Raw genomic sequence first — 25,787 nt, 5'->3', positions numbered from 1 at the left:
TTTTTTAAAGTTTAAATTTGATAAATGTAATACAATATCTAGGGGAAGATAGAAAAGAGGGATGAAAAATGATGCCGCGAGCAGCGAGAACAAGGAAAAAACGAAAATCCGAAGATATCAAGCTGTTCTTTATGCGTCTGCTATCATTTTTGACTCCCGGAGCAACTGCTGCACTTGGTGTTCTCGTTGTTGGCATCATTGTACTGTTTATCCCGCCATATATTGGAATAGCGGATAATGGCGATTTCTTTCGTGTATTCTCAAGCAATGGCCTTTATGTCAACCAGTCTGGTTATGATGCTTCGCAGTTTGGTTATTTTGTGAAGCAGTTTGGTATTTACCAATACTTTAATGAACAAGGCGCTGCATTCATTTCTTCGCAAAGCCTATTCATTCAACTGGCTATTTTTTTCAATAAATTATTCTTTTCAACAGAAGTATTTGATGTGCGCTTCCTTGCAGCAGTCCAGTTCTCCTTGTACATTCCCACCGTTTATTTGTTGGTGGAGGGACTTACTGCTAAGCTGTCAGGTGCTAGAAGATACGTAGTAGCCGTTTTTGCTGTCTTGATCTTCGGCGATACAGCTTATCTCGCTTACTTTAATTCCTTTTTCGGCGAGGGGATCATGTTGATTGCTATGATGTTGATCGCCGCTTCATTTCTTTTATTTTACACAAGACGTTACCCCGATTATTTTTTACTTGGGCTTTTTACCGTAGCGAGCCTCTTACTTGTCACCGTAAAACAGCAAAATTCTCCCATGGCTCTCATTCTCAGCGTACTCGGAATACTTTTCGTTTTTTTAACAAGAGAAAAGAAGTTTCGCATAAGCGTCGTAATTTCTCTTGTGCTTATTCTGGTTACCGGTGTGCTGATGTATGCTTTCATTCCGAAAACCTTTGTTACAATTAATCAATATCAAACAATGAGTCGTGGTATTTTATTAGAATCTAAAGAACCAGAGCAAGCTTTAAAAGATATGGGAATGAATGAGCAGTATGCACTTTTAAAAGGAACAACTTATTATCAAAAGTATAAAATGATTGATCCGGATGATCCGTTTCTTGAAAAAGAGTTTTATGAAGAATATGGCTTTGTACCTGTTCTGCAATTTTACTTGACACACCCTGACGAATTTTTATCCTTGCTGAACTTGTCTGCTAAGCATTCCTTCCAAATTCGGCCGAATGAAATGGGAAACTATGAAAAAAGTGTCGGTAAGCCTTTTGGTGAAAAGACTCAGTTCTTTACGCTTTATAGCAACTTTAAGCCGAATTTAGCTCCCTCTTCTATCGGGATGATTGTTTTGCTTGCTGTGGCTCTCTTAATTGGGTACGGACGTGGACTTTTGATTCGCTTCAGGCTGCAAGATTACCGCGGATTGCTACGTTTTGATCTAGTACTGGTTTTAATTGGAACTGGATTCGCCGTTTTATTGATTACGCTTGTCGGCGACGGGGAAGCCGATCTTGAAAAACATGAGTTTTTATTTAATGTCTGCTATGATATTGCGCTTCTGATGGTGCTGACTTCGCTTGTTGATTACTTAGCGAAAAAATGGCAGAAAAGGAGGCGCACAAAAAATGGCAAATAAGCGTTTTTTTCTGATACTCCTAGCAATTTTGCTGCTTGCCTTTCCATTAGATGGACACGCGAAAGAAGCGGAGCATCCGGATACTCTTGTGATTTATGATAGTCTAGGGAAGGAATCGCAAAATAAAGATAATGTTGAGACATTAATGCGGATGCTTGCCTCGGCGGGAAAAACCGTGAAGCTTGCATCCATTCGAGAAAAATTCGATTTGAACGTGTATCAGCACATTATTGTTCTTAAAAACAAACCGGATGCATTGCCGGAACAGATTAGCGCGGCGCTTGAACAAGCTGAGACTCCAATTATGTTGGTCGGTGAAAATCCGCCAGAATGGTTCAGCAACCGGATGCATTTAACAACGCATGACGTTCAAGACGTTTCGCTGGGACTTAAAAATGCTGAAGGACGCGAATTGACACCATTTCTCGTGAAAGAAGCTACTATTATCACGGACTTTCAAGGCGAAAAAATCGGTTCGCTTCACACGGATGAATTTTCAAACCAAGCTTTTGCTGTGAAGCAAGGACAAGATATTTACACAAGTTTTTTCTGGAAAGGAACGCCAAGCGAGCTTGCTTTTCTCGATGTCGTTCAAAAATTTTATGGGTTAAAAGTAAGCCGTGCGCAGTTCGTTGTTATCCGTGATGTGAATCCATTTGTCGACTTTGAACGTGTAAAAAAAACGGCTGATGCCTTCTATGAAGCAGGTATTCCATTTGTCATTAGCGCTGGTCCAGTCTTTGAGAACACCAAGTTGCCAGCTGCGAAAAACTACGCGAACCTTTTAAAATATGTGGAGACACGAGGCGGGCGAATGGTGTTGAATGTGCCGGTCGTTACGTATGGCGACAGCCCGCAAGGTGAACTTACATCTGTAATGAAAACTGCAATTCGCTTTTTTGCTGAAAATGAAGTAGCTCCCCTTGGTGTCAGTGCAGAAAACTACTGGCTACGCGATCAAGTTTATCAAACAGAAGGACTTAGCCCATTTTCAGCCGGAATTTTCTTTCCAGATGAAAGAGTAATTTTTACGAAAGAAACGAACCAAACGGTGGCACTTGATTCAGCCCCGTATTATATAGACGGTTCAGACTATGAAGGAATGCTTGATACCCTTTCTGAGAAACGATCATTCCCAGTTGATATTGCGATCGGGTTTTCGCTTTTCAAAACAGATCATGCACTGAAAGAAGCCGTGAAGTGGCTGAAGATGCTTTCGCTGAATGATTTTGCTGATGTGGATCGAAAAGTTACAACGAGCGAAGATCAAATTATAGCAGAAAACGGTTATATCACGATTGATGGAGCCGCACTTGATCCAAATATGCAAGAGGATAAATTGGCTAGTGCATCTAAGCAGAAAGAAGCGGCATCTTTAACCGGATTCTTTTCCGTCCAATCAAAGGTTTTTAGTGTGATCATTAGCATTACGCTGTTTGTATTTGTCGTGTTATTTATCTTTGGTTATCAAATGTACCGCCGAAAATATATGAAATGAGGGATGAAAAATGACTGCTGCCGATTATATTTCACTTTTTGCAGTAATTTGTATATGGGGACTGCTGCTTGTGAATATTGCGCTGATTGTCGCCGGCTATGTGTATTATTTACGCAATGAACGCCGTGCCGTCCCTCAAGTTGAAGGGGAAGCCCCGTTTGTGTCGATCATGGTGCCCGCACATAACGAAGGAAAAGTGATCGTCAAAACGGTTGAATCGCTGCTTGCATTTGACTATCCGCATGATCGCTATGAAGTGATCGTAATCAATGATAATTCCTCAGATAATAGTGCTGAACTGCTTGCAGAAGTGAAAAAACGTTATCCAGATCGCTTTTTTACCGTGATCAACACGGATGCGGAAACCGGTGGGAAAGGCAAGTCAAATGCACTTAATATCGGCTTTGAAACGAGCCGAGGTGAGTATATTGCCATTTATGATGCAGACAATACGCCTGAAAAAACAGCGCTCCGCTACTTAGTCGGCGAAATCACACATGATGCCAAACTCGGCGCTGTGATCGGAAAATTCCGCACTAGGAATCGTGATGCGAGCTGGCTGACGCGCTTTATCAATATCGAAACCTTATCATTTCAGTGGATGGCGCAAGCAGGACGCTGGTCGCTCTTTAAGCTTTGTACAATTCCTGGGACGAATTTCATTGTTCGCAGATCAATTCTCGAAGCAATCGGTGGCTGGGATGTCAAAGCGGTTGCCGAAGATACAGAAATCAGTTTTCGGATTTATATGATGGGCTACCGCATCAAATTCCAATCCAAAGCCGTGACATGGGAACAAGAACCGCAAACATTGCCAGTTTGGTTTAAACAACGCTCGCGCTGGGCAAAAGGTAATATCTATGTCATTCTTAAAAATGTACCGCTACTGTTCCAAAAATCAGCTCGTCGTATTCGTTTCGATATTTTATATTTTTTATCAATTTACTTTTTGCTACTAAGCTCGCTTTTATTAAGTGATACACTGCTCATCTTGCATTTGCTTGGCTACGTCCATACAACGCTCGCCGGGTTCAGCTCAACGCTTTGGATACTTGCGATTATTTTATTTGTAACCGGAACGTTCATCACGCTTTCGACAGAAAAAGACGAAATTTCGCTATCCAATTTCTTTTATATCTTATTGATGTATGTGACTTACTGCCAGTTGTGGATGATTGTCGCAGCTTATGGTTTTTATATATTTTTAAAAGATACGATTTTAAAACGGGAGACAAAATGGTACAAGACAGAGCGATTTTAGGAGGGAAACTATGAAAAAAGTACTGGCAGGATTATTGCTTGGCTGTTCCTTGTTATTCTTTGCCAATTTACATGCCGAAGCGGCCGATCATTCCTATCAGTTTGTTTTAGGAAACGACCAGGATGCACGGGGAAAATACACAACAACGAAACAAAATTTTACGCTTGAAGATTACTGGGACACAGATTCGGTCAAGTTTAAAATGATCTATAAAGTAACACAGCTTCTTGAACAAGAGGCTTCTACCATTACTTTTAGCATCAATGATGTACCGTTTTACTCATTTAAACCGGATAAAAATGATCCAGGGACGAAAGAAATTGAAGTCGAAGTACCAAAAAACAAGCTGAAAAAGGGTGCCAATGTCCTGACAATTGAAGGCTATGTGTATACGACGTTGTCTGATGAACGTTGTACGATTGATGAAACACCTGCCAACTGGCTACATATTGATAAAGCAACGACCATCAACGTACAGTATAACGAACGGGCTTTTAAAAATACGATCGCAGATTTCAGCAAGCGTTTCACCGGCATTGACACGGTGAAAAACCATTGGAGCGGCATCTTCACCTCTGCGAAGAATACAGATGCGGAACTGGAAAGCGGCTTGCGCGCGTTGTCCGCTTATGCGGCACGAAATCCGCTTGATGATGAAGCGCTTGGATTTTCGAGTGTGGCGGACAGCGAGCGACGCGGAAAAACAGATTATCAGCTGGTGATTGCCAAGTTTAAAAATCTGGATGCTGACTTTCAAAATGATGTGACAGACAGCAGCCGCTTGAAAGAAGAAGCGCTTGTGAAGCTTGTGAATCATAGCGGCAAGCACATTCTGATCGTGACATCAAAAAATGATGCGGCACTTGAGACGGCCGGGCGTTTACTCGCGAATAAAGATTTGACGGCACAGCTTGGTTCAGATGAAAAGTGGGTGAAGCAAGATGAAGATGTGGCGACGGAAAAAACGAAAATCGACCGTGAAATCAAGCTAAGTTATGCGGGGGATAAAGTGAAGGGCATTGGGCATGTGGAGCAGGAATACTTCGTCAAAGTTCCTTCGAACCGAATGGTTGCTGATGGTACAAAAGTGAATCTGCGCTTTCGTTATTCGCAAAACTTGGATTTCAAACATTCTCTTGTGACCATTTTAATTAATGGCAAGCCGATTGGCAGTAAGAAACTGACGGCAGATAAAGCGAATAACGACAGTTTTACGATTAATGTACCGAAGGACATGAATATCATCGGTAATTTTAATGTTACAGTTGCTTTTGATTTGATTCTAGAAGATAATTATTGCGGTTTTATCGGAGATTCAGAAATTCCGTGGGGCTATGTAACGTCGGATACAACATTTGATCTCCATACGAGCGAGAAACAAGAGCTTCTATTTAACTACTATCCATATCCGTTTATTACAGACGGCGCTTATGAGAATACGCTTGTTGTTTTACCGAATAAAGTTGGTTTAACTGAACTGGCAACACTTGAAAATTTATTTAACTTGCTCGGTCAGTTTACAGACGGTAACAATGGAACGCTTAATGTGGTAAATAGTAAAAATCTTACGAACCAAAATAACAAACAAAACATGATTGCGATTGGAAAGATGACGAGCAATCAAGTTCTCAAAAAAGCCAATCCAAATTTGTACTTTGCCTATAACAAGACTGGAACAAGGTTTGTTTCCAATGAAAAAATGAAAATTGATTCGAGTTATGGCGACCGCATCGGAAGTGTCCAACTACTTCCATCTGTCTATAATAAAAATCGAGCGCTATTAGCTGTCACTGGAGCAACACCTGAGATGACTGAACTAGGTTCGACGCTACTGAGTTCGAGTGAAATGCTCAGCAAGACATATGGGGACGGGGTGTTGATTGATCAAGATGAAAATATTCACGCCTATCGTTTCAAAAAAGTTGCGGGTGATACTGAATCGTTCAACTTAAAACGGGCGCTTGAAGAAAATAGTTCGGCGGTTCCTTTTCTTATTGTTGCAGCTCTTGCTCTTGGAATTCTAGTTGTTGCAGTCGTTCTTTTAGTTCGAAAATATCGGAAGAAATGAGGGAGGAGAAATTATGAAGAAAAATCGCGAAAATTTAATCACTGATATTGGTTTCTTACTTTTCATCCTTCTTTCTTTCATTTGCATCGCTTTTGTAGCGAGTAATCCCGATACGTATCTCGATCATTTAATTTTCCTCACATTGGCACTATTAATCGCAGTCATTACTTATTTTACGAATTTGACGCTCGGTTTAGTGCTCAATGTAGTATTTATTTTCGGTTATGCGAGTTTCATTTTATTCACGAGCTTGATGAAAGGCGTGGAATACTCGGCAAGCGCCTATTTTTGGCTGATTATGACACCACTTTTGACACTTGCTGTATTTTTATTTACACGCAATACAACACAGTTGCAATCGGAAAATGCACGTATTCGCAATCAAAATGAATATCTTGGAACAATTGATCAGGATACGCTTTTAAAAAATATTGTTTCCTTTCAAAATGATGAAGCGATTTTTGCAAGCATTTCGACACGCTATGATTTACCGCTCAGCTTGCTGATTGTGAAGGTGAGACACTGGAAAGAATTGAGAAGATTTCAGAGCAGTGAAGAGATGCGTATCGCCATGCAGGATATATCGTCGCTGCTTGAGTCATCAATCCGAACAAGTGATGTGCTTTATCTGCTTGATAAAGAAGAAGCAACATGGGGATTGCTTCTTCTTACAGATGATCCTGGCAGCAAGCTAGTGATGAACCGGATAAAAGAACGAGTGGCTGAGGCGAATAATAATGAATTTGCGACTAAATACCGCGTTCGGATTGAACTACGGATTGGTGCAAAAGTATTTGATCCGAAGACAATTCAAACGCCATTCGATTTTATCGAACAAGCGGAAAAAGAATTGGAATATGATGTGTAGAAAAAAGTTTACTAAAGTGAAAAAAGCTGTAAGTCTGTTTTGCGAAAGCAGAGCACTTGCAGCTTTTTTTTCTTTTTCAATAAAATAAAGGAGAGTAAATTTATTCACATATTATGCTATAATGAAGTGATGAAGAATAGAGATTTTACAAAGCGAGGGAGAACTGAAGAATGATTTCAGCAACTAAAATAGTGCTAGATGAAACGAGCCAAACATGGCAGATTTTTATTCCCAAGAAAAAGACATTTACAGCTGTTTTGGCTTTTTATAAAGAGCGGCGAGAGTTTATCCGTCCTGCTAAGAAATTTCCGTTAGAATTTAAAGAGATTAACGGAGAATACTGCATTTCTTTTCCATTTGAATTAGCGGCAAAAAATGCGATTCCTGATCGAGAAACCATCTGGCGTTTTCTCATTCAAACGAAAAATGAAGAATTTGAGATCAAAGCAGAAAATCCGCTTTCTTTTGAAACGATTGTCTCAAATGAGTGCTTTCATACATTTGCTTTTGAATTCCCAGAAAAAGCATTCACATTTACGAGCCGCCCAAAAGTTTTCAAAACCATGTTGCAAAAATTCGATTTCACTGAGAAAAAAATCAATTTAACCATTCGTTTTGAAGCGGATTTTCCAGTAGACGGATTGACCGGCACACTACTTTTGAAACGACGTACCCGCCCTGAACTGTACCACTTTTACGAGCAGACCAAGAGCTTTGATATAGGGAAAATAAACGGAGGAGAAGCAAGTCTTTCAATTCCACGTGACGCCTTTTCAACTGATTTCCTGATTGATGCCACGAACAACATTGATCCAGTGATCGAACTCATATCAAGCTATACAAAATCGAAACAAGTATACATTGAGATTGATCCTGCAGCAAAAATGATGATCGCCAAAAAAATCCAGTTGAAAGAACCATACGACAGTTCACTTGAGGCTTACGTGACCGGATCAAACCGACTTTCATTTTACTACCGTAAGGAATTGAATAAAAAAGCAGAACTCACTAGTTTGAAAGAGGGCCTCGGAAACTATCAGCTGAGTTTCAAATTCTCCGAACGGTTGAAGCCGCAATCGTTTGTACTGAAACGTCGTGATAAGAAATTTTCTGCTGTTGAATATTTAGAAGAAGCACTTTTTAAACTCGACAAAGGCTTTCGTTCTTACAGCGTGAAACTACCTAAAAATTCGATTTATCCGCTTAAAACCTATAATCCTCATGAAATATGGGATGCTTTTATTCGGACAGAAACTGGACTTGATTTGCCAATTTTTGCACCGAATGACATCCAACTAGGAGCAAAATTCGAGGATGTGAATAACGGCGAGTACCGCTTGCGAATGAAGCGAAACGGCATCGGCAACCTTCTGTTCAACTTCATTGCTGCACCAGCCAAAAACGGTGATCCAAAACCAATTGTCGTGATGGGAACCTGCTTTAGTCGCAACGCATTCAATTCCTCGGATTATTTCAATCCGAACTATAAATCGTTCTTCAATGTGGCTTTCACACAAACTCACACATCTTTGATCAGCGCAACAACGCCGAAATACCAAGGTGAGATTCCATTTAAAAAACATGCGGCGTCCATTTCGGCTAATGAAATGAGCTACATCCAAGATGATGTCCGCAAGGACTTCTTCGAGCGGCTTGAAGAAGCAAACCCAGCGTACTTCCTGTTCGATTTGTATCCCGATGCGATTCGTCCAATCATCTGGTTGGATGAAAAATCGGCTGTTACAGGAAGTTACATTCTTGAAGGAACTAAGCTGTTTGACGACATTCCCGTGCATCATATTCTTGACCATACGAACGATGATGCGTACTTTAAAATTTGGCAGAAACATGCGGATGAATTTATCAAACGACTGACACAAATAATTCCTCAGGAACGAATCATTTTAAATAAAGGCGGCTTTACGTATACTTATTACGATCAAACTGGGAAAATTGCAACCTATCCGAACAAAATGGCAATCGAAAAAGCCCAATATCTCTGGGATCGCTTAAATAATTATGTCCTATCAATTGCGCCGAATGTGCGTGTGATCGACTTCCAAAACAAAGGGTACATCGGCGACTTTTACTATCCATTCGGCCATTCATTTTCACATTTTGAGTCTGACTACTATCGTGACTTCTTGAAAGAACTGATTTATATTGATCAAACTTCACAATTTCTTGACTCTTGATAAAAAAAGTCAGTCTAACCTTTGGAAAACAAAAAGTTGGACTGACTTTTTTGTTCGATCTGTTCAGCAAAGAACTATGTAAAAATGTTTTTAGAAAAGGTACAACTTTTAAGATTCTGCATCCTTCAACATTTCTGTAGCTGTAATCTTTGCACTAGTCAACACGATGGGGACTCCGGCTCCTGGATGAGTGCTTGCTCCAGCAAAATAAAGATTTTTATACTCAGAACTTACATTCTGCGGGCGATAATAATTACTTTGTTTAAGTGTAGGTCGCAATCCGAAAGCAGCTCCGTATTGGGCATTATAGTCTTCTTTAAAGTTTTGCGGGGTGAAAACAGTCTCGGATACAATCAATGATTCCAAGTTTTTGAGCGCTGGAATTTCAGCTAGTTTTTTAAAAATATTTTTTTTAACTTTATCAATTAGCGCAGGATCATTCCAGTTTAGCGGAGCTGACTTTAATTCGGGAACTGGCATGAGCACATAAAGTCCAGTTTGCCCTTTTGGTGCTAGCTGATCTTCTATGATGGAAGGTGCATATAAGTAAAGAGAAGGATCATTTGAAAGGGTACCGTCAAAAATCTCTTTAATATTTTGATCAAAATCACCGGAAAAAAGCACATTATGAACATTGAGGTCATCCTTCAAGTCCTTATTTACACCTAAATACAGTAAAAAGGCAGAACAGGAATAATCCATTTTCTCTATTTTCTTTTGTGGGTATTTTTTCAATGTAGGAATGAGCTTGGATGCAGCATATGGAAAATCAGCTGTACAAAGGATTTGATCAAATTAAAATTTTTTCCGTTGTTTCAATTCCAATAGCAGTTTTTGTTTGTTCATCTGTCAGTATTTTTTTTGACGGAAGTATCAGTAAGGATAGTAACGCCAAGTTCACCAGCTAATTGTTCCAGTGCACGTGCCATACTATACATGCCACCTTTGATATAATGTACGCCAAACATTAGCTCAATCATTGGAATAATTGAATAAAGAGAAGGTCCCTGTTTAGGATCAATACCTATATATAAAGTTTGAAAAGCAAGTAATTTTTGTACTTTATCGTTTGAAATATACTTTTTGATTAATTGGTCTGCACTATCAAAGGTTTTTAAGCGCAACCCTTGAAATAGTGTATATGGATTATAGAAATCTCCAGGTTTACGGAAAGTTCGCTCCAAAAAATGCTTCCTTGCAATTTCATAACGTTTATAGATGTCTGCTAAAAATTTAAGAAACCCTTGAGTTGTTCCAGGTTCAATGGTCTCAAGTAAATTTTGAAGCTGTGGTAAATCAGTCGGAACGGTAAATTTGTCTTCGTTTGGGAAATAAATGTCATAGATAGAAGGCAATTGCTTCATTTCAATGAAATCATCAAGTTTTCGGTTGGCTGCTTGAAATACATCTCGATAAATTTCTGGCATCATCACAATAGTTGGACCCATGTCGAACGTGAAGCCGTCTTTTTTTTAGTTGGTTCATTCGCCCACCCACTTGAGTGTTTTTTTTCAAATAAAGTCACATGGTGTCCTTTTGAGGCTAGTCGAATAGAGGCGGCAAGCCCAGTAATACCAGCTCCAATAATAGCAATTTTCTTCATTCTTTTCCCTCTTTTCTTTTCTAATTAGGAATAAAAGTCTGTCTATCCACATTTCTTGGTTTTTAAATTACTCTTTTTCGGCTATAGAAGAACAGTGGTTGAAAACCATTATATTTTTTTACTTTTGATTTATCAAGCGATAAGCGTAAGGAGGTTGACGATGCGAGACGCATTAGAAGAATCTTATAAATACTGTTACCAAGTCATGGAAAAGTATTCCAAAAGTTTCAGCTTTGCTTTCAACCATTTACCACAAGAAAAAAAAACAATCCATTTGGGCAATTTATGCTTTTTGCCGCCAAGTAGATGACAGCATTGATTTAGAAAAAGATGCCAATAAATTAAAAATTTTAAGAAAAGTAATAGTTACTTTATTTGAAAATGGCGATAAGTCAAGTGAAATAGAGCATACGCGTCTTAACTATGCGTTAAGAGATACACTTCAAAAATTTTCATTTCAAGAAGCTCCTTTTCTAACTTTAATAGATACCGTTAAACAAGACTTGGCATTTCAACAGCCAGAAACAGAAACAGAGCTGATGAATTATTGTTATGGAGCTGCTGGGACGGTAGGGGAAATGCTTTTGCCTATTTTAGCAAGAGAAAACCTAGAACTCGCACGACAATCTGCCATTTCATTAGGACAAGCTATGCAGTTAACCAATATTTTACGTGATGTCGGAGAAGACTTTTTTGAAGGAAGGATTTATTTTAGTAAAGAAAAAATGAGGGAGTTTGATGTTGATCTTTATAAAGTTCTTCAGGGTGACAATAAAGAAAACTATATTCAATTATGGGAATATTATGCCGAGCAAGCAAATCACTTGTATCAGAAAGCCTTACAAGGCATCAATTTGTTTGATTCAGACAGTCAATTCGTTATCCAGCTTGCAGCAAGGATATACGGTGGGATTTTAGATGAAGTACGTGAAAATAATTATACATTGAAAAAAAGAGTGAAAGTCAGTTTTCTTAAGAAAAAGCAAATTTTCAAAGAGATACAAGCGAATAAAGTTTATAGTAAGTAGCAATTTTATCTAATGGCAGTAGAAGAGTATTGATAAAACATGATGGAAATATATCAATACTCTTTTTAATTAGAAAAACAATTTATATAAATAAAACATAATTCTCTTTAGTAAACATTGAGGCATGTTGTTCTAAGTTGTTTTTCGTTCCACCAAATAAAACTGCAATTTAAGCAAGTCTTCCGTTTCATCGACGAGTTTATTATGGATGATCGTGAAGGCATTTAACGCTTGCTTATCAATCGGATAGTGAATCGTCGTCATGTCAAGCAAATGTGCGACTTCCATATCATCAAAGCCGCAAACCGCGAAATCATCTGGAATTTTTAAATGCTGTCGCCTAGCTTCTGAGATAATACCGGCGGCTAAATAATCATTCGGCGTGAAAAAAGCATCGGGTTTATCATTTGCTGTGCGAAAAAAGTGAACAAGTTCTTCGCCTTGTGCGCGTGAACCCATCCCGTAGAATTGTTTTACCGCATGTGGATTAAGATCATGCCGCTTGCAGAAGTCTTGATAGGCTTGCATACGGCTTTGCGTATTTAAGCCGCTTGTCATACCGTAAACGTTGCAGATACGACGATAACCTTTCTGATAGAGATGCTCAAGTCCGAGTGTGTAGCCCTCATATTGGTCCATAAAAACAGAAGAGATTTGTTTGTGCTCCACTCGCTGCCATGTCACAATTGGTCCGTATTTCGTATAAGGCGCAATCACGTCCCAATCATTTTGCCGTATCACTAAAACTAGCGCATCAATCTGCTTCCGGCGCAGCATTTCCAAAGCTTCAAGCTCTTTTGCCTGGTCGCCTTTTGTCATAAAAAGCGTCACATTATAGCCGTGTTCTTGTGCGGCATTAGTGAAATTTTGCATGAAAATACCCGGCGAATCCATGAACATCGGTGCGACGATTCCAATCAGCTTCGTTGCTCCTTTTTTAAGCGACACCGCATTTAAATTCGGAACATAATCTAGTTCATCAATGACTGCTTGAACCTTGATACGCGTCTCTTCACTAACATAGTCGCGTTTATTGATGACGCGGGAAACCGTAGCCGAAGAAACACCAGCTCGTTTCGCGATTTCTTGAATATTTGCCAACATTTACACCTCGCCTCTTTAACCTCTTTCAGTATAGCATAAAAGCAATAAAAAACATTTTTTTTAAAAAAGTGCTTGACCTGTAATGCATTACATAAAATATCATAAGGGTGTACGAAGAAAGCGCTTTAAAATTTATTTGGGAGGTTTTCGAGTTATGAAAAACGGTGTAAAAATTGTGACAATCGGCGGGGGATCAAGCTACACGCCGGAGCTTGTGGAGGGCTTTATCAAACGCTACAGCGAGCTTCCAATCAAAGAACTTTGGCTCGTTGATATTGAAGCAGGAAAAGAAAAACTTGAAATCGTCGGCAACATGGCGAAACGAATGGTGGAAGCAGCAGGAATCAATTGTGAAGTTTATTTAACGCTCGACCGTCGCGAAGCTTTGAAAGATGCGGATTTTGTTACGACGCAATTCCGTGTGGGACTGCTTGATGCTCGCATTAAGGATGAACGAATCCCGCTTTCGCATGGAATGATCGGTCAGGAAACAAACGGTGCCGGGGGAATGTTTAAGGCTTTCCGAACTATTCCTGTCATTTTGGGTATCGTAGAAGATATGCGTGAATTATGTCCGAATGCTTGGCTAATCAACTTTACAAATCCAGCTGGGATGGTAACCGAGGCGGTTCTTCGCTACGGGAAATGGGAAAAAGTCATTGGGCTTTGCAACGTTCCGATTGGCGCTGTTAAAAGTGCATCAGATGTTCTCGGAAAACCAGAAGAAGACTTGTTTTTTAAATTTGCAGGTATCAACCATCTGCACTGGCATCGAATTTTTGATAAAGACGGCAGCGAACTGACTGAGAAGGTAATAGACGGGCTGTACGCGCCGGATGCGAATCCAGAAACTGTAGTTGAAAACATCAAAGATATGCGTTTCCTTTATGAACAAGTGAAACATTTGAAGATGCTTCCTTGTCCGTATCACCGCTATTATTATATGACAGATAACATGCTAAAAGATGAACTGGCTTCCTTCCATGCTGAGGGAACACGAGGCGAAGTCGTGAAGCGCCTCGAAGAAAGCTTATTTGAACTGTATAAAGATCCAAATTTGGATCATAAACCAGAAGAACTATCGAAGCGCGGCGGTGCGCATTACAGCGATGCGGCTTGTGAAATCATCAATTCGATTTATAACAATAAAGGAACCAAAATGGTTGTTTCAACGCGTAATAACGGTGCAATTGACGATGTACCGTATGAAAGTGCTGTTGAAATTACAAGCATTATCGGAGCACACGGAGCAGAGCCAATCAATTTTGGCAAATTCCCTCCAGCACAGCGCGGGCTTCTTCAAGTGATGAAAGCGATGGAGGAATTAACAATCGAAGCAGCGGTCACTGGTGATTATGCTACAGCCTTGCAAGCCTTCACATTAAATCCGCTCGTGCCAAGCGGCGATGTCGCACAAGAAGTACTTGACGAAATGCTCGAAGCTCATAAAGATTATTTGCCGCAATTTTTCGTGAAACAACGCGTATAATGATTTTTTAAATGAATAAAAAGGAGCTTTTGGCGGATATTAAATCATCCGCCAAAAGCTCCTTTTTTGATAAGCCGTCAAAATTCGGCTTTCAAAGCAGCTAAATTCCCGTTATTTCAGCTGCCCATCTATTAGAGAGAAAGGTTTGAATAGTTATGGGTGAGTAGAACTTGTATCAAAACTATTTTGCCAGAAGGAAAGCAAAATCGACTGTTAGGAACGACAAATTACTGAACATCGACCTCAAAGGAAGTTGAAAGATCGCCGCCATACGATAAATTGACATGTGTTTTCCCTTGAACACCGTCTTTTGCAGTGATTACGATACTGGAATCTTTTGCTGTAACTGAAACATTGTCATTATCTGTTTCGATCTTCATGTTCTTCCCGTTTACAAAATCTTGCTGATGTTTTGTGAAGCTCTCAAATGGCGGGAAGTTAGTACCTTCTTCGACCCATTCGATCGGAAGCTCTATTTGTTTTCCAGCCTCAAGTGTTTGATTCGACCATTTTTTAATATCATTTTGGAACTTTAGTCCATGTCCGACAATGAAATTGCCATTCAAATCGGCCGGTCTAATTTGTGCCGCAAAATCAGGATAAGTAGTGAGTAAGTTGTGAGCTAAGAAAATACTTGGCGGATTTGGAAGATCCAGCATTTTCTCGATATTCGTATAATCTTTAATTTTATTTCGATCTAAAGAAAGAATACTTAAATTTTTACTATGCGACAAATCTGGAGCTATGCTGATATTATTTCCTGAAAAACTAGCATAATCGAGCTTAGAAGAAGCTTTTAGCGTAGGAGCTGTCGTTAAACCAGTGTGCAGAGTGATTTCGATCAAAGCCGGCAAATCATCCAAGCTTCCAACGTCTCGAACCGCTTCTCCTAAATCAAAGTAACTAAGAGTAAGTATTTGCAAGCTTTTCAGAGAATCGACTACTTTTTCAGACGCATCCGCAATAGGCTGAGCGTGAATTTCTAAACGTGTTAAGTCTTTCCCTTCAAATGGTTTCAGTGAACTTAGTTGACCATCAGAAAACCAAAAAGTAAATTCTTTCAGTTTGTCTAAATGGCTGAGCGGAGTGGTATCGAATGTTTTCGCTCCTGCACTTGCAGCCAGATTAACGGTTTGCAAATTCGGCATGTGAGCTAAATCATCCAGTGTTTTTAAAGCAGAACCTGCAAAAGTACCTAAATAAGTAATTTGATTTAAATTCTCTTGTGTGAAATCAGCATCTGTTGCTGGGCGTCCTAAAATTACACTCAACTCGAGCGTCACCATGGCTTTGATGTTTGAATCTTTAAATTCAATCACATCTGCTTTCTTTATTTTCTGCTCGATTTTCTCTTTTTGTCCTTGAGCAGCAGTTGCTGAAGCTTGTGGAAGACTTAAGAAACTTCCCAATGCCACAGCAGGGACTAAAACGGAAATTACAACTGTCTTTTTCATTTCATCATCTCCTATTTTTTTTACACATCACAATTCTATTTTTCGCCTCCCCGATTTTATCCCGTCATTGTGATGATATGCACATTATAACGCGCCATCTGGAAAATAAGTTTGACAGCTACCAAATAAATAGAACACAAAAATGAAATTATTGTGAATGAAAATATATTTTTCAGAAAATCGTGGTTATAAAAAGCCGAAATTTGGTTAGACTTTCGCTTCTGTCTTTTCAGAGCGCCAATTTCATGCTACGCTTAAAAGAACGAAAGGGGAGATCCATGTGGAAACCGAATCATCACTTCAAACTGAAAAGCATCCGAAAGCGTGGCTTGGCATTATTTGGGTGGTACTCTTTTTCATCCTGGACACAATTGGTCAATTTTTCGCTATCTTCCCACCGGTGATAGAAGCGATTCAAAGCGGGCGTTCGGTGGAAGCTACGCTTGATACTATTCAAATTTCTTGGTACTTTAATGCAGCCGAAGCATTTGCAATTGCAGTTGTACTATTTCTTGCCTATCTGACCGGAATGAAATTTTTTTCACTTCGACCATTCACGAAAAAAGTTTGGTTCCAGTTTATCTGGATCAGTCTGGCAACCCTGATTCTCTCAAGCGGAGTGGAAGTCCTGATCAACTATTTGAGTCCAGATTTTACAACAGCGAATCAATCCGGTCTTGAAGAGATGATCATTCAAGCAGCGCCGCTCACTATTTTTGTTTCGGTCGTCATTTTAGCGCCTATTGTTGAAGAAGTTATTTTTCGTGGTTTTGTTATGAAAATCATTTTTTGGAAGTATCCGAAAATCGGCTTTGTAGTGAGCACCTTGCTGTTCACGTTCGCTCACATTCCGACAAATTTTTCGAGCTTCCTGATTTACTTTGTGATGGCGTTTGGGCTTGCGCTGATGTATTACAAAACGAAACGGCTTGAGGCGTGTATTCTGCTCCATTTTGCTAACAATTTAATCGCCTTTTTCTTTCTCTTTTAAGCATGAAAAAAAGCCCTCCGGCACAGGAGGGCTTTTTTATTTATTTTTCAACTACATGAACATCTTCAAGTGTGCCGTATTTTGTCCACCATGGAACAGCACCTTGGTCAAGCAACGCGTTGAGCGATGTGATATTTTCTTTACCTTGTGTACGAAGCCATTCACGAAGTGCGTCATCGCCTTGTTTACCGTAAATTTCAATGCCGTCTTTCCAAGTAGCGCGACCGCATAATACACCGCTGTATTCGACATTATGCTTGTTCGCAAATTCAATGGTTTTGTGGAACATCTCTGCTGTGACACCTGCACTTAAGTAGATAAAAGGAAGCGGGCTTAAATCCGAGCATTCTTCAAAGTGACGTGCAGCTTCATCTTGCGAATAAGCCGTTTCGCCTTGTGCGAATCCTTCCACATAATTGAAATTGACTGGAACTTCAAGTTTCAAAACGTCAACCCCATAACGCGGTTTTGAAAATTCTTTGATAGCTTTTTTAACTTTAGTCGGTTTTAACTTGGCATATTCAAGTGATCCGGAATCCGTCACTTTCGAATCATACGTAATCGGCTCAAGGAAAAATGGAATATCAACTTCGCGACATTCCGCTCCGATTCTTTCTAAGAAAGCATATTTGATTTCATTAATTTCTAGAGGTTCATCCGGGTCATAATAAACAAGGATTTTTACTGCATCGCCGCCATTTTCCTTGATTCGAAGAGCCGAAAGATTTTCAATCAAGTCAGGTAATTTACCTGGGATTGTTGTATCGTAACCAGTTTTTTCATAAGAACTAAGCAGTCCACATCCGGCGTGGCGTGCTTTAATAGCCGGTGTACCATATTCATCATCTAAAAGAATGGCAGAAGCGTATGGTGTAAGTTCTTCTGAAACCATTTCCTTAAAGTCTTCTACATCTTTTTTATCTTCTGTTCCTTTTGCAGCTTGAATCATTTTTTTTTAGTGAACCGCGCTGATCAATCGCAAGCGCTGCGATGACACCTTTATCATTAGAAAGCCGATTCAAACTGTCGAATTTTCCTTTAGTCATGGTAACCATCTTACATCAAACTCCTTCTCGTGTTTTCACAGATTTATCACGCTTAATCCATACCCTTTGTAGTTTTTTTTAAAACCTGCCGAATTAAAAATGAAAGATTAATTCAAAATTGCTTTTTAGCGATTTTTCCACTACTATTCATATATGGAGTTATCGAAGTTTTTGGGAAGATAAGCATTTTTTCGATAAATAACAAGCTAGGAAGTGTTGTTGTGATAGAAAATCGGAGAAATCGGGGAAGAACAAAAAAAGAAACGGCTGAGAAGGCAGATTTTCCTGTTCAGCGGAAGTTTGATGATTTTACTGGCCGTTATTTATGGAGCGATCTATATTTTAGCTCCTGAAAAAATTGAGGAACCATCTAAAGCAAGTGAACATCCAAAACCTGAATCAAAACCGACGCCGAAAAAAGAAACACAAACGGAGTCTGAATCAAAAACGATCATGAATAATTCAACCATTGATGAATATTTAAAGAGCATCAATTTTAGCGGTACTGCTGTTGTTGTACGTGAAGGTAAATTTGTTTTGAATAAAGGTTATGGCTATAGCAATCGGGATACAAAACAACTTAACACGCCGGATACGCGTTATTATATCGGCTCAGCTCAGAAAGCTCTTACGGCAGTTTCCATTTTACAGCTCAGTGAGCAAGGTAAAATCCAAGTGGATGATCCGATTTCACGTTACTTATCTGAATTTCCAAATGGCAGTCAAATTACAATTCGCAACTTACTAAACCATACAAGCGGTATCAAAGGACACATCGAAACAAACGATGTTATTACTCCCCTTGAGCTCGTGCAGGATATTGAAAGACGAGGAATCAAACGCGGACCTGGCAAATGGAACTATCAAGATTCAAACTATACAGTGCTTTCTTATCTTGTTGAAAAACTAAGTGGCGAAACGCTAGCAGATTTCTACAAGCGACATATTTTTGAACCGGCAGGCATGAATCAAGTTGGATTTTACTCCAGTTTTAAAAACGAAAAAGATCGGTCAGTTGGCTACTTTTTGAAAAAAGATGGAACATATAGTGTACCGTCAGTGCCTGATTTATCGCAACTATTTGGCGTCGGCAACTTATACATGTCTGCAAGCGATATGTACCGATTTGATCAAGCACTAAGTAGCGGAAAGCTGCTGAAGCAAAAAAAGTTTTTCAGAAATGTTCACGGCTGGTAGTAGTTCGGGATATGGAATGGGTTTTTATGTTGATCCTGGGAGCTACAATAATCATGGCGTAATGAACGGCTGGAATGTATCGAATAGCATGAGTAAAACCGGAAAAACATTCGTGGTGCTGTTCTCGAACATTCAAAATAATATTGACTCGTTTGGAAAAGTTAATAATAAGATTTATGAGTTGCTTAATCAAACAGAATAAGAATAGACCTTGCTTTCAATGTATGTTGAAAGCAAGGTTTTTTTTAAAATGTTGATAGATTGACATATTTCTCTTGAACAAAATAGACTTTGGGCTATAAAACGATTTTTCTCCTTTTGCTAAGATGGAATTGTCGCACCTAGACTACTTTAAGAAAGGGAGTTTTCTATTTGAATAAAAAGACAAACATGAAAATCGCAAAGGTAGGTCTTGCAACGCTGATTGTCGGGAATTCTTTTACTATTCCTGCCTTTAATGTTTTAGCTGATCCAGTTGAAGCGAAAAGTGATGTGAAAAGCAAGACAGCCGCTGCTCGGGCTGCAAATGTAGTTCAACTGGTAAATGGAGATTTTGAACAGCCGCTTCTAGTAGGAAAAACAATGGATTTCATAAATGCTAGTTCTGTGCCAGGATGGAACACAACGGCAACGGATAATATGATTGAAATCCAAGCAAATGGTCAAGGCGGAAAGACTGCTGCAAGTGGAAGACAGTGGGCGGAGCTTAATGCCAATCAAATTTCAGCACTCTATCAAGATATTCAAACAACACCTGGTCAAGTTATTCGTTGGCAAGTTTATCACCGTGGTCGTATTGGAACTGATAGTGCCATTGTAGAATTTGGGGCACCAGGGGGTCAACTGATTCAACAAGCGTTGATGCAAACAAATAGTGTAGCTTGGAAAAAATATTCAGGAACTTATGTAATTCCGGCTGGACAGACGACTACACGCTTTCAATTTCGCGGAGTGACTGGGCAAAGCACTACAGAAGGAAACTTTTTAGACAATGTTATTTTTAGTTCTAAAGCTGAGATTGAATTAAGCGGGGGCTTCCGCACAAATCCAATTTACTTAAATGATCAAGTAGATTATGATTTACGTCTCACGAATACTGGTGGGATGACTGCTGCAGATAATAATGTAACGGTTAACCTTCCGGCTGAGACTGCATATATACCAGGATCAATCGTTTCTTCTAATGGAACGGTTTCTAATCCAATCTATAATCCAGCATCTAACACGCTTACCTTTACAGTAGATCGTGTGTCAACTTCTTCTCCAGTTGATGTTAGCTTTAGACTTTCAGGGACAGCGCCTGGAGTGAACTTATCGTCATCTGCTCAAGCTAACTATCATGATGAAGGTTTTACAGATTTAACGTATACATCAAACGGTATTAATAGTCCGATTACAATTCTCGGTGGTTCGAGCCCAACTATTGCTGGTGATGACATGAGAATTCGTGTGGGTACGTCATTTGATCCGATGAGCGGCATGTCTGCAAATGACAATGAAGATGGGAATTTGACTTCGCAACTTGTTGTTGTGAATAATCCAGTGAACAATATGGTACCGGGAACTTATACGGTGACTTATCAAGTAACAGACAGTCATAATAATACGACCACATACACACGTCAAGTTATTGTCGAATCAGATAATCCACCGACGATTACTGGTGAAGCGGAAACACGTTTAAATCCAAATGATAACTTTAATCCTCGCAGTACAATGGCTGCAAGCGATGCTGAGGATGGAGATTTGACTTCTGCGATCGTAATTACAAGCAATAATGTCAACACGGCTGTGCCGGGAACTTATCAAGTGGAATATGAAGTGACGGATTCAACAGGAAATAAAGCCCAATTTACACGTAAGGTTATTGTGACAAATCCGCCAGTCATTACTGGACAGCAAACGGTGTACTTGCGTGTAAATGAATTATTCAACGGTTTAAGTACAGTTACCGCATCAGATGTGGAAGATGGCAACTTGACTTCTGCGATTCAGATTCAATCTTCGAATGTAGATGTGACAATGGCTGGTACGTATAATGTGATTTATTCTGTTAGAGATTCGGATGGCAATACAAGCACCTTTATCCAAACTGTTGTTGTGACGGAAGCACCGATCATCACTGGGGACAAAGAAACGCGTCTTAATGTTGGTGCAAGTTTTGACCCGATGAGTACGATGCAAGCGATGGACAAGGAAGACGGTAATATCACGAATAAACTTGAAGTAACTTCGAATAATGTGAACACGGCTGTTCCGGGTACATATCAAGTGGCTTATCAAGTAAAAGATTCGGATGGGAATGTAGCGACATTTGTACGAGTTGTAGTCGTAACGGAAAAACCGGTGATTACCGGCCCGACGATGACGCAAATTAATGTCGGCGGAACGTTTGATCCGCTTTCGGACATGAAAGCAAATGATAAGGAAGATGGAGACCTCACAAGCAAACTGCAAGTCGTTTCGAATAATGTGAACACGGCTGTAGCTGGCACATACAAGGTTGAATATTCGGTTGTGGATTCAGATGGCAACACCGCAACGTATTCGCGTACAGTAGTCGTAACGGAGGCTCCGGTGATTACCGGTGAAGCCGAAACTCGTCTTAACCAAGGGCAGGCTTTTGATCCAATGAGCACAATGAAAGCCATGGATAAAGAAGACGGCGATTTAACGGCGCAACTTGAGGTAACGAAAAACACGGTCAATATCAATGTTCCAGGCACATACGAAGTGGAATATAAGGTTTCAGATTCGGATGGCAATGTTGGTACATTTACACGTAAAGTAATTGTGACGGAAAAACCTGTTATTACGGGTGAAGTAATTACGAACTTACAGCTGAATGAAGCGTTTGATCCGATGAGCACGATGAAGGCGACTGACAAGGAAGACGGCGACATCACGAACAAACTTCAAATTCTTTCTAACAATGTCAACACCGCGGTTGTTGGCGAATATCAAGTGGTTTATCAAGTGACGGATTCGGATGGGAACAAGGCGACATTTACGCGTGAAGTAAATGTTTTTGGTGGACCGAAAATTACTGGGGAAGCAACTACACGCTTAAATCCTGGTCAAGCATTTGATCCGATGAGCACGATGAAAGCTGAAGACAAAGAAGACGGTGACTTGACGGCGCAGCTTAAAGTGACGAAAAATACGGTGAACGTGAATGTCCCAGGCGACTATGAAGTGGCTTATGAAGTAACGGATTCGGATGGGAATAAATCAACGTTCACACGTCTCGTGACGGTAACTGAAAAGCCAGTGATTACCGGCGAACAAGTGATTTACGGCAAAGTGAATGAACTTGTGGATGGGAAAGCTTCGCTACGTGCGACTGACAAGGAAGACGGAGATATTACGAACAAAATTGAACTAGTTTCGACAAACGTGAATATTGCGGTTCCAGGTACGTATACGAATGAATTTTCAGTGACGGATTCGGATGGCAACAAGGCGTACTTTACGCAAACTGTAATTATCACAGACGGTCCGCAAATCACAGGAGAAAAAACCACACGTCTCAATCCGAATGCGGTCTTTGATCCGTTAAGCACGATGAAAGCATCGGATACGGAAGATGGCGACATCACAAGTTCAATCCGTGTAGTGAGCAATAATGTGAATACTGCAATTCCGGGCACATACCAAGTGTCTTATGAAGTTTCAGATTCAGATGGGAATAAAGCGACGTTTATCCGCGACGTGATTGTAACGGAAGCTCCGACGATTACAGGGGAGAAGACGATTACGCTTAATATTGGTCAGGCATTCGATCCAATGATGCAAATCACAGCCGCAGATAAGGAAGACGGCAACTTGACAAGTGCGCTTAAGGTAGTGAGCAACAATGTGGATGTGAATACAGCTGGTAGCTACAAAGTGACGTATGAAGTGACGGATTCGGATGGCAATAAAGCAACATTTACTCGCGATGTGATTGTGACAGAAGCACCAGTAATTACGGGTGAAAAAATCACGTATCTGCAACCGAATGCAAGTTTTGATCCGCTAAGCACGATGAAGGCGATGGATAAAGAAGACGGTGATCTTACAGCGAAACTTCAAGTTGTGAAAAATAATGTGGATACAAAAACGCCTGGCACGTATGAAGTGACTTATGAGGTGACGGATTCTGACGGCAATAAAGCGAATTTTGTTCGCACAGTTGTTGTGGCAGAAGGTCCAGAAATTACGGGCGAAGTATCTACCCGACTTAATCCAAACGCAAGCTTCGATCCGCTAAGCACAATGAAAGCGATGGATAAGGAAGATGGCGATATTACGGCAAAACTTGTGGTAACGAAAAATACGGTTGACACAAAAATGCCGGGTACGTACGAAGTGAACTATGAAGTGACGGATTCTGACGGCAACAAAGCAACATTTATCCGTGAAGTGATTGTAACGGAAGCGCCAACGATTACGGGTGAAAAAACGACACGTCTAAATCCGAATGCGGCTTTCGATCCGCTAAGCACAATGAAAGCTGTGGATAAAGAAGACGGCGATTTGACGGCCAAACTCGTTGTATTAACAAACAATGTGGATACAAGTGTGCCGGGTAATTACCAAGTGACGTATCAAGTAACAGATGCGGATGGCAATAAAGCAAGCTTTACGCGTACTGTAGTTGTAACGGAAGCACCAGTGATTACGGGTGAAAAAACGACACGTCTAAATCCGAATGCTGATTTTGATCCACTAAGCACAATGAAAGCTGTGGATAAAGAAGACGGCGATTTGACGGCCAAACTCGTTGTATTAACAAACAATGTGGATACAAGTGTACCGGGTAATTACCAAGTGACGTATCAAGTAACAGATGCGGATGGCAATAAAGCAAGCTTTACGCGTACTGTAGTTGTAACGGAAGCACCAGTGATTACAGGGGAAGCTTCGACGCGTCTAAACCCAAATGCCGACTTTGATCCACTAAGCACAATGAAAGCGGTGGATAAAGAAGATGGGGACTTGACTTCAAAACTCGTTGTTGTGAATAATCCTGTGGATACTGCTATTCCTGGTACGTATCAAGTAGATTATCAAGTAACAGATGCAGACGGAAATGAAGCTGTGTTTACGCGTGAAGTGATTGTAACGGAAGCACCAACAATTAAAGGTGAACTGGTTACGCGCTTGAACCCTGGACAAGCTTTTGATCCAATGAGCACGATGGAAGCAATGGATAAAGAAGACGGTGATCTAACTGCAAAACTTGAAGTTGTGAATAATCCAGTTGATTCACTTGTTCCGGGTACATGCTTTGTGACATATCAAGTAACAGATGCAGATGGCAACAAAGCGACATTTACGCGTGAGGTTATCGTGACGGAAGCACCAGTGATTACAGGAGAAGAATCTACACGTCTGAACCCGAATGCTGACTTTGATCCAATGAGTACGATGAAAGCAGCAGATAAAGAAGATGGCGATTTGACTGCGAAGTTGATTGTTCTCACGAATACAGTAGATACAAGTATTCCGGGAACGTATGAAGTGACGTATCAAGTAACAGATGTAGACGGCAACGTGGCTCTCTTCACACGTGAAGTTGTTGTGACAGAAGCACCGACGATTACAGGAGAAGAATCTACTCGTCTTAATCCAAATGCTGATTTTGATCCGCTAAGTACAATGAAAGCAACGGACAAAGAAGATGGGGACATCACAGATAAGTTGGTTGTACTCGAAAATCCTGTAGATACTTCAAAACCAGGCACATATTATGTGACATATGAAGTGTTGGATAAAGATGGCAACAAGGCAACATTTACACGCGAAGTAATTGTGACTGAGGGACCAAAAATTACGGGTGAAAAAGAAACAACTTTAACAGTTGGCGATTCTTTTGATCCAATGAGCACGATCAAAGCAAGCGATCTTGAAGACGGTGATCTAACTGGTGATGTAAAAATCATCGAGAATACAGTTGACCTTACGAAAGCGGGCACGTATAAAGTTGTTTATGAAGTAACCGATTCTGACGGCAACAAAGCAACATTTGAACGGGTTGTCATTGTAAAAGCTCTTCCGGTTACAGTTGATAAACCAGAACAACCGCAAAAAGAAGTAGCCCAATCAGAAGCTCCAAAACAAGAGCAGTCGAAACAAAACTTGCCGGAAACAGGTGATGAATCGAATTCACTTTATCCGTTTGCAGGACTACTTCTTGCTCTTGCTGGAATTCGTCGATTGTTTTCAAGAAAAAAAAGAAAATTAAATGGTAAATAGGCAGCAGTGAAGTTCTCTATAAGTAGAAAAAAATCCTCGTTCATGCGAAGCATGGACGGGGGTTTTTTAGATTACTAGTTTATTTGCAATTAAAATAGAATAAAAAACAGAAAAATAACATCGGCTTTATTTGGAGTTCCATTACTTTTT

General features: G+C 40.1%; 12 protein-coding genes and 3 pseudogenes. 11 read left to right on the top strand and 4 right to left on the bottom strand.

Annotated features, from left to right (window positions below; translation table 11 throughout):
* The first annotated feature begins 71 nt into the window (after positions 1–71).
* From wsfD to MFLO_RS08285, 6 genes are all read left to right on the top strand, one after another.
* Positions 72–1,595 (top strand): glycan biosynthesis hexose transferase WsfD, encoded by a 1,524-nt coding sequence (gene wsfD / locus MFLO_RS08310; RefSeq protein ID WP_036097479.1) that lies wholly within the window; start codon positions 72–74, stop codon positions 1,593–1,595.
* A complete protein-coding gene (locus MFLO_RS08305; protein ID WP_036097460.1) occupies positions 1,585–3,093 on the top strand; it encodes a DUF2334 domain-containing protein in 1,509 nt (502 codons plus the stop codon). Before wsfD ends, MFLO_RS08305 begins: the two co-directional genes overlap by 11 nt.
* A gap of 10 nt (positions 3,094–3,103) precedes the next feature.
* Positions 3,104–4,354 carry a glycosyltransferase family 2 protein gene (locus MFLO_RS08300; RefSeq protein WP_036097459.1) on the top strand — a complete coding sequence of 417 codons (1,251 nt, stop codon included), beginning with the start codon at positions 3,104–3,106 and terminating at the stop codon, positions 4,352–4,354.
* A gap of 10 nt (positions 4,355–4,364) precedes the next feature.
* Positions 4,365–6,422 (top strand): cellulose biosynthesis cyclic di-GMP-binding regulatory protein BcsB, encoded by a 2,058-nt coding sequence (locus MFLO_RS08295; RefSeq protein WP_036097456.1) that lies wholly within the window; start codon positions 4,365–4,367, stop codon positions 6,420–6,422.
* Positions 6,423–6,435: 13 nt separating this feature from the next.
* A complete protein-coding gene (locus MFLO_RS08290; RefSeq protein ID WP_036097455.1) occupies positions 6,436–7,290 on the top strand; it encodes a diguanylate cyclase domain-containing protein in 855 nt (284 codons plus the stop codon).
* A 170-nt stretch (positions 7,291–7,460) separates the two neighbouring features.
* Positions 7,461–9,485, top strand: a complete 2,025-nt coding sequence (locus MFLO_RS08285; RefSeq protein ID WP_051993560.1) for a DUF6270 domain-containing protein — start codon at positions 7,461–7,463, stop codon at positions 9,483–9,485.
* Between the two features lie 108 nt (positions 9,486–9,593).
* Here MFLO_RS08285 and MFLO_RS08280 read toward each other — a convergent pair.
* A pseudogene (locus MFLO_RS08280) lies at positions 9,594–11,088 on the bottom strand (phytoene desaturase family protein).
* 233 nt (positions 11,089–11,321) lie between these two features.
* Here MFLO_RS08280 and MFLO_RS08275 point away from each other — a divergent pair.
* Positions 11,322–12,116, top strand: a complete 795-nt coding sequence (locus tag MFLO_RS08275; RefSeq protein ID WP_241433590.1) for a phytoene/squalene synthase family protein — start codon at positions 11,322–11,324, stop codon at positions 12,114–12,116.
* A 132-nt stretch (positions 12,117–12,248) separates the two neighbouring features.
* On the opposite strand, the gene MFLO_RS08270 is transcribed toward MFLO_RS08275, so the two are convergent.
* Positions 12,249–13,217, bottom strand: coding sequence for a LacI family DNA-binding transcriptional regulator (locus tag MFLO_RS08270; RefSeq protein ID WP_036097477.1), 969 nt, complete (start codon positions 13,215–13,217; stop codon positions 12,249–12,251).
* 157 nt (positions 13,218–13,374) lie between these two features.
* On the opposite strand from MFLO_RS08270, the gene MFLO_RS08265 reads away from it, so the two are divergent.
* Positions 13,375–14,709: a 6-phospho-beta-glucosidase gene (locus tag MFLO_RS08265; protein ID WP_036097453.1), complete on the top strand. Its 1,335-nt coding sequence runs from the start codon at positions 13,375–13,377 to the stop codon at positions 14,707–14,709.
* Between the two features lie 227 nt (positions 14,710–14,936).
* On the opposite strand, the gene MFLO_RS08260 is transcribed toward MFLO_RS08265, so the two are convergent.
* Positions 14,937–16,163 (bottom strand): leucine-rich repeat domain-containing protein, encoded by a 1,227-nt coding sequence (locus MFLO_RS08260; protein WP_036097452.1) that lies wholly within the window; start codon positions 16,161–16,163, stop codon positions 14,937–14,939.
* Between the two features lie 280 nt (positions 16,164–16,443).
* Here MFLO_RS08260 and MFLO_RS08255 point away from each other — a divergent pair, with 280 nt between their 5' ends.
* Positions 16,444–17,154: a CPBP family intramembrane glutamic endopeptidase gene (locus MFLO_RS08255; RefSeq protein WP_036097451.1), complete on the top strand. Its 711-nt coding sequence runs from the start codon at positions 16,444–16,446 to the stop codon at positions 17,152–17,154.
* Positions 17,155–17,194: 40 nt separating this feature from the next.
* On the opposite strand, the pseudogene MFLO_RS08250 reads toward MFLO_RS08255, so the two are convergent.
* Positions 17,195–18,209, bottom strand: a pseudogene (locus MFLO_RS08250) (tagatose-bisphosphate aldolase).
* Between the two features lie 231 nt (positions 18,210–18,440).
* Between MFLO_RS08250 and MFLO_RS08245 the strand changes: the two are divergent.
* A pseudogene (locus MFLO_RS08245) lies at positions 18,441–19,599 on the top strand (serine hydrolase domain-containing protein).
* A gap of 170 nt (positions 19,600–19,769) precedes the next feature.
* On the top strand, positions 19,770–25,637 hold the full coding sequence (locus tag MFLO_RS08240; protein ID WP_036097450.1) for an LPXTG cell wall anchor domain-containing protein: 5,868 nt from the start codon (positions 19,770–19,772) through the stop codon (positions 25,635–25,637).
* The last annotated feature ends 150 nt before the right edge of the window (positions 25,638–25,787 follow it).

This window comes from Listeria floridensis FSL S10-1187 (genome assembly GCF_000525875.1).
GTDB classification, from domain to species: Bacteria; Bacillota; Bacilli; order Lactobacillales; family Listeriaceae; genus Listeria; species Listeria floridensis.
Note: the sequence above shows the minus strand (reverse complement) of the source record. Positions and strands in the feature narration are given on the sequence as shown.

What these genes read in the sequence shown, in the direction of transcription:
- wsfD (WP_036097479.1), top strand. Translation starts at nt 72, where the DNA reads ATGCCGCGAGCAGCGAGAACAAGGAAAAAACGAAAATCCGAAGATATC.
- MFLO_RS08305 (WP_036097460.1), top strand. Translation starts at nt 1,585, where the DNA reads ATGGCAAATAAGCGTTTTTTTCTGATACTCCTAGCAATTTTGCTGCTT.
- MFLO_RS08300 (WP_036097459.1), top strand. Translation starts at nt 3,104, where the DNA reads ATGACTGCTGCCGATTATATTTCACTTTTTGCAGTAATTTGTATATGG.
- MFLO_RS08295 (WP_036097456.1), top strand. Translation starts at nt 4,365, where the DNA reads ATGAAAAAAGTACTGGCAGGATTATTGCTTGGCTGTTCCTTGTTATTC.
- MFLO_RS08290 (WP_036097455.1), top strand. Translation starts at nt 6,436, where the DNA reads ATGAAGAAAAATCGCGAAAATTTAATCACTGATATTGGTTTCTTACTT.
- MFLO_RS08285 (WP_051993560.1), top strand. Translation starts at nt 7,461, where the DNA reads ATGATTTCAGCAACTAAAATAGTGCTAGATGAAACGAGCCAAACATGG.
- MFLO_RS08265 (WP_036097453.1), top strand. Translation starts at nt 13,375, where the DNA reads ATGAAAAACGGTGTAAAAATTGTGACAATCGGCGGGGGATCAAGCTAC.
- MFLO_RS08260 (WP_036097452.1), bottom strand. Translation starts at nt 16,163, where the DNA reads ATGAAAAAGACAGTTGTAATTTCCGTTTTAGTCCCTGCTGTGGCATTG.